Source organism: Bacillus zhangzhouensis (assembly GCF_000715205.1).
GTDB classification, from domain to species: Bacteria; Bacillota; Bacilli; order Bacillales; family Bacillaceae; genus Bacillus; species Bacillus zhangzhouensis.
Genome location: NZ_JOTP01000001.1, coordinates 1 through 15,325, shown reverse-complemented (window position 1 = coordinate 15,325; position 15,325 = coordinate 1). Strand labels below are relative to the sequence as shown.

Genomic DNA, 15,325 nt, shown 5'->3' with positions numbered 1-15,325 from the left:
ATACTTAAAAATATTGAATAACACAGGAGATTACAGTGAAGCTCATCCAGACAATAACCTTAACTTTGTTGTGCGCATGTCTTGTTTATTTCGGCTTTATTTATGTTTCACAAATCGACCAAGTCAAAAAAACAGCTTCGCCACACGAAGCAGCAAAAGAAAAAGAAAACGATACTGCACTTGCGGCAGAAGAGACACGTTCAACGAAAAAAACGGATGCCACACACAAGTCTTTAAAAGGAAGCAAAAAAGCCATGGATGTCATCCTCTATAATCAAATGGATGCACCAAAGCTTTATAACGGCTGCGAAGTCACAAGCTTAGCGATGCTGCTTCATTACAGCGGCTATGAGCGAGTGACAAAAAACACATTGGCAAATGAAATCAAGCGCGTTCCACTAAATTATGAGAATGGCTTAAAAGGAGACCCACATGATGGGTTTGTAGGCGATATGGAGAATGGACCAGGTCTTGGAGTATACCATGAACCGATTTATCAACTTGCGAAAAAATACGCGGGTGATCAAGTCGTCGACTTAACTGGAAAGCCTGTCAAAAAGGCTATCTACCAATCACTTGAAAAGGGCTACCCTGTATGGGTGATTACGACATCTACCTTTGACAAAACAAATAACATCGAAACATGGAATACGCCGAATGGCAAAATAGATGTGAGCTTTAATGTGCATAGCGTTGTCGTCACAGGCTATGACAAGGAGCACGTCTACTTGAATAACCCTTACGGACAAAAAAATCAGAAAGTCGATCGTGATCGGTTTGAAGATTCTTGGGAACAGATGGGCAATCAGGCGATTATCATTAAAGCATAAAACCCCGCACACAGCGGGGTTTTTTTCTTCTTATTCTGCTTCAGATACAACTGTAAAACGTTCTCCAACATGGGCAGCCTGCTCAAGTTCATCAACAAGCGCAATGGCGTAGTCGGCATAGCTCACATAGCTGTCACCTTTTGAATTGACAATAAGATGATCCTTTCCTTTCACATAAGAACCTGAACGTTTGCCTTCTGGATCAAAGAATGCAGCTGGACTGAGGAATGTCCATTTTAATCCTTCGGTCTTTTGAAGATCCATTAGGTTTTCTCCTTGCTGTGAAGCAGTGGCGATGTATTCTTTTGGAAACTCTGGAGTGTCAACAAGTCTTGTTGTTTTGGCCTCATCTACAAATAGACTGCCTGCTCCGCCCACAACGATTAAACGAGTCTCAGGCGCCTCTTTTAGAATATCAATCAGTTTTTTTCCTGCTTCTACATGAAGGTGCTCTTTTCCAGCAGGTGCGCCAAATGCATTCACAATGACATCAAAGCCTTTGATGTCTTCTGCTTGCAAGTGAAACACGTCCTTTTCAAGAACAGCTAGTGATGAATCTGTCACCTTTTGTGCATCTCGGACGATTGCCGTCACTTCATGTCCTCTTGATTGAACCTCTTTTAAAATTTCTTGTCCTGCTTTACCTGTTGCGCCAATGATTCCAATTTTCATGTTAACTCCTCCTACAATATGGTTTTATGTTGATAATAAAGAAAGATGTAACTGATTCAGTTACAACAGAGGTAAAAAAAATTGAATAGATCATCCAATTTTTTTGATTAACACCTGCGTTAGTTCACTTAATTTGATCTCAGCAAGCACTTGCTCCATCGCACTTTGGGCGCGGCACAAAATCAATTCGAGTACCGCTTGAATATTTGCACCGATCGGACAGTCAGGATTTGGGCTTTCATGGATTTGAAACAATTCCCCCTCATCCACGACTTCCACCGCTTTATACACATCGAGCAGTGTGATGTCGTCTTCACTGCGGTTCAACTGAGAACCACCTTTGCCAAGACTTGTTGAAATGAGGCCTGCTTTTTTTAATTTACTCATAATGCGGCGGATGACCACTGGGTTTGTATTCACACTTCCTGCGATATCCTCCGATGTCTGTAATGATCCTTTTTCAAGTGATAGCAAGGCCAGAATATGGACAGCGACAGTAAATCTGCTGCTGATTTTCATGTTTTCTCACCTCTGTTGTAATCATTATAGTTACACCAAGTCAGAATGTCAACAAAAAAGTCTGCCGGGCTACTCAGCAGACGTAGATTGACGTGCTTCCATTTGTTCTTTCGTATAAATCATGCGCATTGGATTTCCTCCAACAAAGGAGCCTGCCGGAACATCCTTATGAACAAGTGTACCCGCCGATACGATTGCACCATCACCAATCGTCACTCCAGGCAGAATGGTTGAATTTGCTCCAATTAAGACTTCATCACCAATATAGACTTCCCCAAGTCTGTACTCTTTAATCAAATACTCATGGGACAAGATCGTCGTGTTATAGCCGACCACACTATTTCGACCGACAGTGATTTTCTCAGGAAACATCAAATCAACCATGACCATTAAGGCAAACGCCGTATCCTCGCCGACTTTCATACGAAGGAAAGTCCGATAAATCCAGTTTTTCATTCCCATAAAGGGCGTGTACCTTGCCAATTGAATAAAGATAAAGTTTTTCACAACTTTGAGAAAGGGGACCGTCCGATAGACTTGTCTAAGCGAATTGACCCCTTTTACAGGATAACGATCTGTTTTTCTCAACTTAATCAGCTCCAACAATCGCCAAAAGATCACTCATTTTCTTCAGCATGAAATCAGGGCGATGCTTTAAAAGGGCCTCTTCTCCCTTAATAGACCAAGCGACACCTGCCGTTTTTGTCCCTGCTGCTTGACCAGACAAAATGTCGTGATAATTATCGCCGACCATGACCGCTTCATGTGGATCACTACCAAGCTTGGATAATGCCAGCTGGACAGGTTCCGGATGCGGCTTCTCGTTTTGTACATCATCAAGTGTGACAATAACTTCAAAGAACGGCTCTAAACCTGTCAGCTTCAATCCCATTAAAACGGTATCACGTATCTTCGTTGTGACAATGCCGAGCTTAAATCCTTGATCCTGCAGCACTTTCAATGTATCTATAACCGTCTCATACTCAGTCACAAGCAAATCATGCTGTTCATGATTAAACGTTCGATACATCTGAATCATGTCATCCGTCAAGTCTGGGTCCATCGCAGAAAATGTATCAAACAATGAGGGACCAATGAAATGAAGGATATCCTCACGGCTGTACTGACCAGGGTAATAATGATCCAGCGTATGCTGAAATGAAGCTATAATTAATTCATTTGTATTGATTAACGTGCCATCTAAATCAAAGAGCACTGTGTTGATCGTTAATTCGTTCATATGGCTTCCTTTCTAACAGCTGCATGTTCACGCTTTCGCCAAATATAGCTAATGGCAGCTGTCAATAAAATTGCAGAAATCAGGCGGATGACAAGAAGCGGCCATACTGGAATGCCAAGTGGAATAAAAATCAGGGTATCTTCAACCACCGCATGACAAGCAACAAGGAAAATGAAGGCAAGGGTTAAATCTTTTTTACTCACGCCGTCTTCTTCCACTGCCTTCATCATCACTCCTGCTCCATAAGCTAGACCAATGGTTAATCCAGCTACCATCGTCATAGGCGTATTTTCTTTCATTCCAAGCATTCTAGTAAAAGGAGACAGCCACTTAGACAAAGTATGCAGCCACCCCAAATCTCTCATGAATTGAATGATGATCATGAGAGGGATGACAATACAAGCCAGCTGGAGCACACCGAGAACGGCTTTCTGTAAGGCAAGGAGAACGATCATGTACCAGCTTGAAGGCACATCAGCCGTTTGAGCCGCCGTAAGCAAGCCATATTGCGCAGTTTCTTGGCCGCCCTGCCAAACGAGATGAATGACTATAGCTGAAACAACGGCAAGACTGATTCTGACTAACAAAATCACAGACACCCTCAGTCCAACCTTTGCCGCCACTGTCGATTCAATCATCAGGTTATGACAAAAGGATAGCATCACCGCTAAAATGAACACTTCCTTCACAGGAAGCTCTAATGTCAAGATAGCGGCAATACCCGCATACAAGTTCAGCATATTACCTAATACAAGCGGAATCGCCGCTTCTCCTGAAAGACCAAACAACCCCATAAATGGCCGTATGAATTGTATGATCCAATCCATAACAGGCGTATGCTGCAAGATACTGACGAGAATGGTAACTGGAAAGATGACTTTTCCAAGTGTCCAAGTTGTCGATAGCCCTGCTTTTAAGCCGTTTTTCCATGTCTCCCCCATCTTCACTGATCCCTCCTGCTTAATTCGATGAGTTGTTCTCTTTATACGGAATAGATGCGTAGCCTTTGATTCTTCTATAGGCAATCAGCAGAACAGCCACTACAAATATCGCAATCGAAATCATCTGTGCAATTCGAAGATGCTCTGTCAGCATTAAGCTGTCCGTTCTCATTCCTTCAATGAAGAAACGACCAATTGAATACCAAATTAAATAAGACAAGAAAATTTCGCCTCTACGGAGCGATGCTCTGCGTAATAAAATCAAAATCACAACGCCGGCAAGATTCCATAAGGATTCGTATAAAAACGTTGGGTGATAATAGGTACCATCAATATACATTTGATTAATCATAAACTCAGGCAGATGCAAATTTTCTAAAAAGGCTCTTGAGACAGCCTCACCATGAGCTTCCTGATTAATGAAGTTGCCCCAACGCCCGATAGCCTGCCCTAGTAAAATACTAGGTGCTGCCACATCGGCGATTTTCCAAAAGGATACCTTTCTCACTTTTGTAAATACAATGGCTGTCAGCACAGCACCTATCAGCCCGCCATGTATTGCAATTCCGCCATTCCAAATCTTAATGATTTCATTTGGATGCTGCTGATAATAGTCCCATTCAAAGGACACATAATAAATTCGTGCACAAATAATGGCTATTGGAATCGCAAATAAGATTAAGTCAATAAACATATCTTTATTGATTCCTCTTTTTTCACACTCTCTCAGTGCGAGCCAGAGTCCAAGCAAGGCTCCGACCCCTATAATGACACCATACCAATGAACCGATATAGGTCCGAGCTGAAAAGCAATCGGATCAATTGGTTGAATTGCTTCGTTCATATAGACAACTCCTATTCATCCTGGCCATTGTCTTCAATGACATCGGCAAGTTTACTTGTAAATTGTTCCGCTGCATTATGCCCCATTCGTTTCAATCTGAAGTTCATCGCAGCCACCTCAATAATGACCGCTAAATTTCGTCCTGGACGTACAGGGATGGTCAGCTTCGGTACATCTGTATCAATGATCCGCATTTTCTCTTCTTCAAGCCCTAAACGATCATACTGTTTGCCTTGTTCCCAAAGCTCAAGGTTCATCACAATCGTAATTCTCTTATAGCTTCTGACGGCGCCTGCACCAAATAAGGTCATCACGTTAATAATGCCTAAGCCCCGAATTTCCAGGAGGTGTTCAATCAGCTCTGGTGCGCTCCCAACTAACGTATCCTGATCCTCTTGACGGATTTCCACGCAATCGTCCGCGACCAGTCTGTGTCCCCTCTTCACTAGTTCTAAGGCTGTTTCACTTTTTCCTACTCCGCTTTTCCCAATTAACAAAACACCTACACCATATACATCTACGAGCACGCCATGAATAGCGGTCGTTGGTGCAAGCTTACTTTCTAAAAAGTTGGTTAATCGACTCGAAAGTCTTGTCGTTTTTAAACTTGATCGTAATACCGGCACCCCATTTTCATTTGATGCTTCAATTAATTCCTTCGGCACTTCACGATCTCGGGACAAAATAATAGCAGGGGTAATATCTGTACAAAGAGACATCATTCTCTGCTTTCGTTCACGTTCTGGGAGTTGTTCAAAAAAGGAAAGCTCTGTTTTCCCTAAAAGTTGAACTCTTTCTTTTGGGTAATATGTAAAATATCCAGCCATTTCAATACCTGGTCTGGAAAGATCACTGATTGTAATGGGACGATTAATCCCTTCTTCCCCACTTACCAGTTCAAGATGAAATTGTTCCATTATGTCCTTCGTACGAACTTTCGGCACGCTTCTTCCTCCTTTTATCACAGGCGTTTCAGAAATACAGCTCTATTTTATCACTTTCAATGATGAACCCAAAACAGTATTTTATCCTGACCCTGTCTTCCCTCCTTAACTGGTATAGACTACTATACTTAAAAAGGGTAAACTAAAGATAAAGATAACGAATAAGGGGGCACAACCATGAGCAGCTCTTTATTGCTCTCCAATATTCATATTGTGACAAAGACACAGATCATTAAACATGGGTTTGTCGGTTTACGCGATGGCAAGATTGACTATATTTCAACATCACAACCGACAGAAAATTATGAAAAAGTATATATTTCCCGGGAAAACTTTTATTTACTTCCCGGAATGATCGATATTCACATCCATGGCGGCTATGGTGCAGACATGATGGATGCGACACCAGAAGCCATGAATACACTTGCTGACAACTTACCGTCAGAAGGAACGACAAGCTTTTTAGCGACAACCATTACACAAAACCATGAAGAGATTGAGCAAGCACTTAAAAATGTCGCTCATTGGAAACAGTATAATGAGGAACAAGCAGGAAGTCAGGCACAATGTTTAGGTATCCACCTCGAAGGTCCATTTATTTCTAAAAATAAAGCAGGTGCACAACCTGCTCAATGGATTAAACAGCCTGATCTCCCGCTTTTTGAGAAATGGTTACATGCATCTGAACAGCTCATTCAAGTTGTCACGTTTGCACCTGAGGAAGACCATGAATTTGCTTTTCTTTCCCTGTTGCAAAAAAAGAACATCATCCCTTCTATTGGACATACGAATGCTCATCATGACATGATTGAATTAGCAGCAAAGCATGGTGCTCGCCATGTGACGCACCTTTATAATGCAATGAGTTCGTTTCAGCATCGTGAGCCAAACGCTGTAGGTGCTGCTCTTACAAACGAGAACCTTCATATTGAGCTGATCACAGATGGCATTCATTCACATCCTCTTTCTATAAAGCTTGCGTATCAGGCAAAAGGAAGTGATCGTTTGATGATGATCACAGACTCAATGCGTGCAAAAGGTCTAGGGGATGGAACATACGAGTTTGGCGGTCAGACTGTTACCGTCAGTAGTGAAAAGGCATTGCTGGCCGATGGTACACTTGCAGGATCAATTTTACGAATGAAAGATGGCGTCAAACGGATGCGACAGATCACACATTGTGAGTGGACCGAGATTGCTAAGATGACCTCAACCAATGCAGCTACTCAGCTAGGGCTTGATCATCAGCTCGGTTCTATTGAAGTTGGAAAACTGGCAGACTTGGTCATTTGGGACCAATCTGGCGAACTGATGATGACGATCTGCCGCGGGCAAATCGTCTTTGAAAAAAAGGAGGCCAACCACTGATGAACATCATCGAATTTGAAAATAAAGATCAATTAGGAAAAGAAGCAGCTGCCCTCATTGCGCGCACAATCGCATCTAAACCAGATGCAGTGCTCGGCCTAGCAACTGGTGGTACGCCTATCGATACCTACAAAGAATTAATTCAACTGCATCAAGCGAAGGAGAAGGAATTGTCTTTCAAACAAACAAGAACAGTCAATTTGGATGAGTACGCAGGACTTCATCCCGATCATAAAAACAGTTATATGACCTACATGAAACGTCATTTATTTGATCATATTGATCTCCCTCAGGATCAGTATTTCCTGCCAAATGGCGCTGCATCTAATTTGGAAGAAGAATGCTTAAGATATGATCAGCTCATTCAAAATGTAGGAGGCATCGACCTTCAGCTTCTTGGAATCGGACAAAATGGACATATTGGTTTTAACGAACCAGGTACCTCTTTCGACTCAAAGACTCATGTTGTTCAATTAGATGAAAACACCCGTCAAGCAAATGCAAGATACTTTTCTTCTATTGATGAGGTACCTACACATGCCATCACAATGGGAATTGCGAGCATTCTTTCAAGCAAAAAAATTCTCCTTCTTGCATCAGGAAAATCAAAAGCGAAAGTGATACAATATTTAGAACAGACGGAGATTCACCCAGACTTCCCTGCATCTGCCCTGAAACTTCATCAGGATGTGACGATTTTCATTGATCGAGAAGCTGGTTCACTACGCTAAACACGAGAGGGTTTTCACATGTTTATTGATAAGCAGTCACCTATTCCGATGTACCATCAGATTATGGAGAATTTAAAAAAGCAGATTGAGGATGGAACATTAGCACCTGATACACTCATTCCTTCTGAAAGAGAATATGCTGAACGCTTTGGTATTAGTCGAATGACTGTCAGACAAGCTTTATCGAACCTTGTGAACGAAGGATATTTGTATCGCCAAAAAGGAAAAGGCACCTTTGTTAGCCGAAAAAAGTTTGAACAACCGCTTCAAGGCTTAACAGGCTTTACAGAAGATATGCGCCAACGGGGGCTCAAAGCTTCAAGCCATCTGATTGATTTCAAAAAAACCGCATGTCCTGAGCACTTGCTACCAGTCTTACAACTTTCAAATAACGATGCTGTATATGAACTAAAACGAATACGTCTTGCAAATGATGAGCCAATGGCGATTGAAACGAGCTATATGCCCGAAACATTTGCAGGAGATTTAACAAAGGAACATTTAACTGGCTCTTTATATGAATATATGGAAAATCACACTGGTCTTGCAATTGCCCATGCAAAACAGGAACTTGAAGCCAATGTTGCTTCAGTGGAAGAAGCTCACGTGCTGTCTATTTCAACCGGCTCGCCTGTGCTATCAATTGCAAGAACAACTTATTTTCAAAACGACCTTCCATTCGAGTATGTTCTTTCCGTTTATAGAGGGGATCGTTACAAGTTCATTCATACAATGGAAAGATAAACTGTGCTCCTACATCGAAGCACAGTTTTTTTATTTCCGAAGAAATATTGTTTCGTCATCATTTTTTGTATGAATTTTCCATATAGGTGAGACAGCTTTCCCTTGAAAACGATCTTTTGCAACAGTATACCAATAGTAGTCTTGATTTGGCTTTAAGCCTTTCCACTCAAAGCTTGCTTTTTTGCCGCTTTTTACACCTCGTGCTTCTCCTAGAAGGACGTTTGTATATACATTAAGTTCAAAATAATTGGTTTTGACGGATTTCATTTTCGGCGTCAAATCCACATCAATTGAAAACTCATCCTGATCTCCATACGTTTTAGGATCATAGAAATGCTCTTGATTCATGTAAGGTGAGTATGTTGTAAAATGAAGTTGATTTTTTTCTTGATCCGCTGTAATCAACCTCATAAATCCTTGACCGCCCTCAGGACCTGACTGATAATCAGCAAGTATTTGATATACTTTCCGGTCCACTTTGCCATCATGATCATCATCAAGTTCATCTACTTTCCTGCTCGCTCCGTGGTAGTGGCCGCTAAATACTGCCACAATATTCGGATGACGTTTCACCACTTGGTGGAAGATGAGGTCGCCTATCGAACTTCGGTTGCCACTCACTAACAAATACTCGTGAAAGTTTAAAATGACGATACGATCTGGATGCTCAGAAATCACACGGTTTAACCAATCGATTTCATTTTGCTTAATCCCCCATCCCATGTACACCATCATATAATCATTACCACCGGCAGAGATGAGATCATAATGACCTCGATTGTTTTGATAGGATTCACCATAGTAAGGTTTTTCTGCAAAGCGTTTCGCTCCGAAATATCTTCCATATTCCGCATAAAAACCGTCCTTGTGTCTGACATCATGATTTCCTGCTAAGACACCATATGGGATATGATGATCGTCTAACACACGCATAAATGTATCGGCACGATTCCATTGCTTACCCTTTGAATCATCCACAATATCGCCAGTATGGAACACATATTGAATGTTTAACTTATCTCTTTGATCTCTGATCCATTCGACCATTTGTTTAAAGATATGAGGATAGCTCTTTGCATAATATTGTGTGTCAGACATCCATACCATCTTATATGGCTTTTGCGCTTTGCGGATTTCATCCTGCACAAGTAAATCAAACGTTTGATTCTTCATGTACTGTCTGACCGACAGCAGTCCTTTAAGGTAAAATTCTTTTTGATCCTTTGCAAAGTGATGAGTGATTTTATCCCACTTTTCCTGCTGATGATTCCATGCGTACATTGTCACCTTTCTTCCTGACAATGAACTTCCTTTCCACACAGCTTCTACGACATCCTTTTCACGTACATGATGATGCACCTTGATTTGAAAACGATGATAGGGAAAGCGCTGTAAATCCTTCGTTTCGACTGCCTTACCATCAGCAAATGCAATGCGATTCCTTTCTTGATCAGAAAAGCTCATTTCCCCCGTTTGGTTAAAACTCTTTGGCGGTTCAGTCTCAGCTGCATATTTAAAAATCTTCATTGATGGATGCAGCGATGTATATTGGTAGGCACGATAAAATGAATAATCTAACTTATCATTTGTTGGGTCCTTGGTTAACACGGTTTGCTTAGACGATTCCACTTTTGTCTTATCTGACACTCGTTCTGGTATCTCAGGGTGTTCATGTACCGTCTTGAATTCTTTTTTCAAAGTAGACATGTTTCCTGCGGCATCTTTTGCTTTGATCGTAAACGTGTGCTCCCCAGGGTCTAATTCACTAGAGGACGTCTGATAAGGCAAAGAAACTGGTTTACCATCTAAAAATGCCTTCATGTCCTCTATGTCACTCCAACGATCCGTTACCTTTGCCTTTAACGTAAAGGCTCCTTTATATTGTTCATTTGCTTGTATGTTGGTCTTGATTTTCGGACCTGTGTTATCGACTTTCACACGTACAGATGCATGCTCGTCTGCGGTTTTGGCCTCAATAAAATGCGTTCCTTCTTTCAGCCTTCTTGTATCCCACTGAATATAGGTTGACACATAAGCCTCTTTTGGTATTTCAAATTGAAAGGTTCTTACCTTTTTGGCGTTACCACCATCTCCCATCTTCCATTCTTTTTGCGGCTTGGAATTCACTGGAGCAATTTGAGTTCCATTCGATAAAATCATCCTGACATTTTTCAATTCAAAATCATCGTGATTCTCCCCAGGCAACCGGTCAACCGGAGAAGACTTCGTTCCAGCATGAATAGAAATCGTTTGTGGACCTGTCTGATTCATCTCTGCTTCTGGTATTGGCATTGTATAGGTACGATACACTTTTGTCGAATCATCAAAAATAGAAAGTAAGTGCTTACCTATGGACACACCATTTTTAAAATATAAATTTGTCCCTTTGACATCAAATGCAATATATGGATCTGCTTCAAGGGCAGAAAATGCTTGTCGACTTCGCTTTCCATCTATCATCAATTGGATGTTTTTTTTCTGATCAGATGTTGCCTTTAATGAGAATATACCTGAAACCGTATCTCCCTCTTCTACATTGAATCGCAGACCGTGGGCTTTGCTGACCTGCTCTACATCAATCGTTTTCTTCATCGTCATTGCTTGATTTTCGCCGTCTGACCCTTCAAGCTGATATTCCAACTGTTCTTTACCAATCAGCTCTGGCGAATAGATAATATGATGAAATAGCCGGTCATTATGATCTTTTTGAAGCAGAATCTCTTTAAAATCATCCTTCCGATTCGTTCGATAACGCAGCTTGACGGTTTTGACGAACTGATCATCCTGTACATCTGCTTTAATCTCTATACTTTCAGTTGGTTTTACCGGCTTCTTGTCCGTCATATCTTCAATGACAGGTTTATGAATATCTTGAGAAATTTCTTTTTTTTCAGATGGAATTTGTGCTTTTATCACTTGTCCTGGTGTTGGCTCTTCCTCAATTTTTGAGATCAGCTTCATTTGCGGCGTACCATCCATCGGATACTTGAACAGTAAGGATTTATGCTCGCTAAACCATGATGGCTTTAAACGAAATACTGCTGAAGAAATCTCCTCACCTATATTTGTTGTGATCGAGACAAGACGAGATTTGGAATTGGACAGCCCTTTGCTCTCGATCACTGATAGATGCTCTCCCTCTTTTAATTGGCTTTTGTACATACCATTAAAGTCCGCTACTGTTAAATGCTCCTGCCCTTTTTTTCTTAACCAGAAAACATAAGGCTTTCCAGGTGAAATGGTGACTGGGTTTGTATGAAATGAATAAACATCATCCATCTCGGTGCCTTGTGCAGGATTGCGGTAGCGCAGCTGATAATGTTGAAAAGAGATAGGAGCATGTGTCGTGTTATAAACTTCTATAAATTCAAATGCATCTTTGCCTTTTCGGTTTTTTGAATTGACGACAATCTCCGTGATGAGTAAATCTGGAATATGTGAGAGATCCTCTTCAAATCCGTTTAAGTGAACAGATTGTTCCGCCGTTTTGATCACAGATTTCTGCGTAAGGAACTCTGCATAGTAATGAACCGTTGAATTCCATAATTGATCTGGGGGAATTTTTGCTGTGAATTCTGGCTTCATTCCAGGTAACCGTTCCATTGGAATCAATCGGTACCCCAGTTCATCACTTTGTTTATAGTACAAGTTTGCAGACAAAATTTGTTCTGACTGACTAATAGATACCCGAAACTGAAGATCACGGCTTTTTCCTTGAACTGGACGAACGGCCACGTGAAATTGGTCAAAAATAAACGGTGAAAAAGGCTTGTCCGGTATATTCACTTGCGTTTGAATGAAGGGCCCTGCTGAAGCAGGCTGATTAAAACAAAAAAGAATGATAAAAAAACATAAAAGCGCTATTTGTCTGCTCACGTTCACCATCGTGCACCACCTCCCTTCGGATATTGTGTCTCCTGAAGGTGGTTTTTATGACAGATGGAACCGGCAAACGATACAATTTTGCACAAAAAAACCGTTAGCTTTTTTTCGCTAACGGCTCCACGATTCCTTTTTGTATCAGTAGATGGAAAATGGATAAAATGACAGCCATCCAAATGGCCGTTCCAAACCCATCGATGTTAAAACTATCGCCCATAAAGCTCGATGTCATCATCAGTGTGATGGCATTAATGACAAATAAGAACAATCCTAGTGAGAGTATAGTCACTGGCAACGTTAAAATGATCAAAAAGGGCTTCACTAAAATATTGAGCAAGGACAAAATGATACTTGCCACAATGGCTGCGCCAAATCCTTCAATATACACGCTTCCGAGCCCTGGCAGAATGCCCGAATCAAAATATCCAGCAATAACGATTAAAAGTAATGCATTTACTAAAATACTGACAATATATCTAAGCATTTAGTTAGTGCCTTCTTCCGGAACAACAAAATACCAAATGAAGTAAACCAGGAAGATTGGCATAAATGCTGTCATAAATCCGATAATCACCGTTAAAATGCGAAGCAGGGATGCATCAACTTTTAAGTATTCGGCAAGTCCACCAACAACACCCGCTATTTTTTTATCTGTTGCTGAACGATAAAGCTTCTTCATGTAGAATCACTCCTTGTCTGATTGGTGCTTTACTTGTATTGAACCTGTTTTTGTTTCTGCAAAAATGGATATACTGTGCACTGCCTGTTGATTGGCTTTGATCATTTTTTCTTTTTGTAACGTTTCATTTTTCTCTTTAACCATATCTGCATCAAGCAAATCGTGAGTGATAGACCCGAGATTGCTTTTCAGCTCAGCGGTCACTGCACATGCACGCGGGATCTGAACGTCCACACTGCCTGTCGTGGTCTTGGCATAGATCGAACGGCATTTCTCATCCGACAGCTGGACAGCAATGTTCCCGTTAAAGCTCTGGGCATCAATTGATTCACTTTTCCCACGCAGGTCAATGAGCCCATTGATGGTTTCTACTTCAATCATACCACACTCGTGATCAGCCAGTTTAATTTGTCCGTTTGCTGTTTCAATTCCGACTTTTTCTGCCTGTAACGAGGCAAAAGAGACAACGCCATTTGTGGTTTTCGCAGCAAGTTCTTTTGTCATTAGCTTTTCCCCGCGAATCGGTCCATTAAACAGCTTGACCTTGATCTTATCGTATTGGATACGCGGTACGTATAAAGTGACATTGACTTTCATCGTCTTTTTTTCGGTCCGAATAAAAAATTTATCGCCTTCAAGCCCGCAGTCCAATTGATTGAGAAATTGCTGTCTTGCCTGCTCTCCATCCTCTGCGCGGTAGATTTTCGCATGGCACTCTGCTCGAATATCTCTATCGTCCCAAGGCATCACATTGAGACTGCCGTTAGCCAATTGAATATCTAAATGAGAGAGTGAAGCATCTTTGAACTGAAAAATGTGATCAACATCGACTGACTGTCCAAAGTTCAAATCAAGATCCACGTCTTTTACCTTTTTCACCGCAGAATCTAACCAGCCAAACAGCTTTGCACCAAGATTCTCGGTGGCGTTTTCTTTACTTTCTGCTCCAGCTTTTTCTTCATGAAAGGTATGATCAGCTGTAGACTTCTCTAATGATACAGGCTGACTTTCTTCTAGCTTTTCTAAAAGCGTAATCGCTTCTTTTGCTGATAATGTCCCGTCTTCTACTAATTTTAAAATTCGTTCTTTTTCATTCATACAAAGCCCTCCTACGATTTGATAGATTGAAGTACTTTAATACCTTGAATGATATTCCAAATAACAGAGATCAAAAAGCCAATCGCTACTAAAAAGGACAAAATAAACATCGTCATGACTGGAATGAGAGAGTCACTCGCCTGCGTCGCAAGTAAAAATGGGATAGACCCAAAAACCAAAATAATGCCCGTTGCAATTGGTAGCAGATGTGACCAAAATGCCCTCATCGCATGCCGTTTCGTTTCCTTTTGGTCTACTACAAAATATGCCACAATCGGTAAGATAAACGGCATAAAAAATACACTAAAATAACAAATAGATGCAATGATCGACTGATCTCTATTCATATATATTCGCTCCTTCATGACGAAAATTCCTTTCTAACTCATACGTTAATTGCGTATAAAAAGTTTCAAAATCATTCGATTTACATATGACCTTAGACACAAATTATTTCTTTTTCCCCCTAAGTGTAGATTCTTCACGGATTACCCTTTAAAATATGTTGAAAAGATGGTGATTATCATTATAGGGGGTAATTATTTTGACAGATCATCATAATTCTCACCACACGGCCCAAACGCTTTTAGACCTTATACAGAAACAGAAAAGCATGAACAGCGATATGATCAAGGAGCTGGAGACAATTCATCCGTCTCATCCGAAATATGGTGATATCCGTTATTTAAAAGTACTGCTCGACAGCAGCAGCACCCATATCTTGAAGGATTTAACGCACCTCAGTAATTTAATGCCGAAGGAAGATGCGCAATAAAAGGAAAACCCCTCGATAAAGAGGGGCACGTATGTCGAGAAAATTTAGATTTTTTTTT

General features: G+C 41.0%; 17 protein-coding genes. 5 read left to right on the top strand and 12 right to left on the bottom strand.

Annotated features, from left to right (window positions below):
• The first annotated feature begins 35 nt into the window (after nt 1-35).
• The gene (locus tag BA70_RS00085) at nt 36-830 is read left to right on the top strand and encodes a C39 family peptidase (RefSeq protein WP_034316586.1); all 795 of its coding nucleotides are present in this window, start codon (nt 36-38) and stop codon (nt 828-830) included.
• 30 nt (nt 831-860) lie between these two features.
• Here BA70_RS00085 and BA70_RS00080 read toward each other — a convergent pair whose 3' ends face one another.
• The 7 genes from BA70_RS00080 to hprK all read right to left on the bottom strand — a co-directional run bounded on the left by BA70_RS00080 (nt 861) and on the right by hprK (nt 5,990).
• Nucleotides 861-1,502: an NAD(P)-dependent oxidoreductase gene (locus BA70_RS00080; RefSeq protein ID WP_034316583.1), complete on the bottom strand. Its 642-nt coding sequence runs from the start codon at nt 1,500-1,502 to the stop codon at nt 861-863.
• A 90-nt stretch (nt 1,503-1,592) separates the two neighbouring features.
• On the bottom strand, nt 1,593-2,021 hold the full coding sequence (locus BA70_RS00075) for an Rrf2 family transcriptional regulator (protein WP_003213266.1): 429 nt from the start codon (nt 2,019-2,021) through the stop codon (nt 1,593-1,595).
• A gap of 69 nt (nt 2,022-2,090) precedes the next feature.
• Nucleotides 2,091-2,609 carry an acyltransferase gene (locus BA70_RS00070; RefSeq protein ID WP_034316580.1) on the bottom strand — a complete coding sequence of 173 codons (519 nt, stop codon included), beginning with the start codon at nt 2,607-2,609 and terminating at the stop codon, nt 2,091-2,093.
• A gap of 1 nt (nt 2,610) precedes the next feature.
• Entirely contained in the window at nt 2,611-3,261 is a 651-nt protein-coding gene (ppaX, locus tag BA70_RS00065; protein WP_034316577.1) for a pyrophosphatase PpaX, read from the bottom strand.
• Nucleotides 3,258-4,202 carry a nucleoside recognition domain-containing protein gene (locus BA70_RS00060; protein ID WP_034316574.1) on the bottom strand — a complete coding sequence of 315 codons (945 nt, stop codon included), beginning with the start codon at nt 4,200-4,202 and terminating at the stop codon, nt 3,258-3,260. Before BA70_RS00060 ends, ppaX begins: the two co-directional genes overlap by 4 nt.
• 19 nt (nt 4,203-4,221) lie before the next feature.
• Entirely contained in the window at nt 4,222-5,046 is an 825-nt protein-coding gene (gene lgt / locus BA70_RS00055) for a prolipoprotein diacylglyceryl transferase (RefSeq protein ID WP_034316571.1), read from the bottom strand.
• A gap of 11 nt (nt 5,047-5,057) precedes the next feature.
• The gene (gene hprK, locus BA70_RS00050; RefSeq protein WP_003212943.1) at nt 5,058-5,990 is read right to left on the bottom strand and encodes an HPr(Ser) kinase/phosphatase; all 933 of its coding nucleotides are present in this window, start codon (nt 5,988-5,990) and stop codon (nt 5,058-5,060) included.
• Between the two features lie 177 nt (nt 5,991-6,167).
• Here hprK and nagA point away from each other — a divergent pair, with 177 nt between their 5' ends.
• The 3 genes from nagA to BA70_RS00035 are packed head-to-tail and all read left to right on the top strand — an operon-like array spanning nt 6,168 to nt 8,833.
• The gene (nagA, locus tag BA70_RS00045) at nt 6,168-7,358 is read left to right on the top strand and encodes an N-acetylglucosamine-6-phosphate deacetylase (protein ID WP_034316568.1); all 1,191 of its coding nucleotides are present in this window, start codon (nt 6,168-6,170) and stop codon (nt 7,356-7,358) included.
• Nucleotides 7,358-8,089: a glucosamine-6-phosphate deaminase gene (nagB, locus tag BA70_RS00040; RefSeq protein WP_034316565.1), complete on the top strand. Its 732-nt coding sequence runs from the start codon at nt 7,358-7,360 to the stop codon at nt 8,087-8,089. Before nagA ends, nagB begins: the two co-directional genes overlap by 1 nt.
• Nucleotides 8,090-8,107: 18 nt before the next feature.
• Nucleotides 8,108-8,833, top strand: a complete 726-nt coding sequence (locus BA70_RS00035) for a GntR family transcriptional regulator (RefSeq protein WP_034316562.1) — start codon at nt 8,108-8,110, stop codon at nt 8,831-8,833.
• Between the two features lie 30 nt (nt 8,834-8,863).
• Here the strand turns inward: BA70_RS00035 and BA70_RS00030 are convergent, their stop codons facing one another.
• From BA70_RS00030 to BA70_RS00010, 5 genes are all read right to left on the bottom strand, one after another.
• Nucleotides 8,864-12,718, bottom strand: coding sequence for a lamin tail domain-containing metallophosphoesterase family protein (locus BA70_RS00030; protein ID WP_034316553.1), 3,855 nt, complete (start codon nt 12,716-12,718; stop codon nt 8,864-8,866).
• Nucleotides 12,719-12,812: 94 nt separating this feature from the next.
• Nucleotides 12,813-13,199: a phage holin family protein gene (locus BA70_RS00025; protein ID WP_034316550.1), complete on the bottom strand. Its 387-nt coding sequence runs from the start codon at nt 13,197-13,199 to the stop codon at nt 12,813-12,815.
• Nucleotides 13,200-13,394 (bottom strand): PspC domain-containing protein, encoded by a 195-nt coding sequence (locus BA70_RS00020; RefSeq protein WP_034316547.1) that lies wholly within the window; start codon nt 13,392-13,394, stop codon nt 13,200-13,202. It lies immediately after the preceding gene.
• Between the two features lie 6 nt (nt 13,395-13,400).
• A complete protein-coding gene (locus tag BA70_RS00015) occupies nt 13,401-14,492 on the bottom strand; it encodes a DUF4097 family beta strand repeat-containing protein (RefSeq protein WP_034316545.1) in 1,092 nt (363 codons plus the stop codon).
• Nucleotides 14,493-14,503: 11 nt separating this feature from the next.
• Entirely contained in the window at nt 14,504-14,839 is a 336-nt protein-coding gene (locus tag BA70_RS00010) for a membrane protein (RefSeq protein ID WP_034316543.1), read from the bottom strand.
• Between the two features lie 197 nt (nt 14,840-15,036).
• Between BA70_RS00010 and BA70_RS00005 the strand changes: the two genes are divergently transcribed.
• Nucleotides 15,037-15,267: a hypothetical protein gene (locus BA70_RS00005; RefSeq protein ID WP_034316541.1), complete on the top strand. Its 231-nt coding sequence runs from the start codon at nt 15,037-15,039 to the stop codon at nt 15,265-15,267.
• Nucleotides 15,268-15,325: the final 58 nt, after the last annotated feature.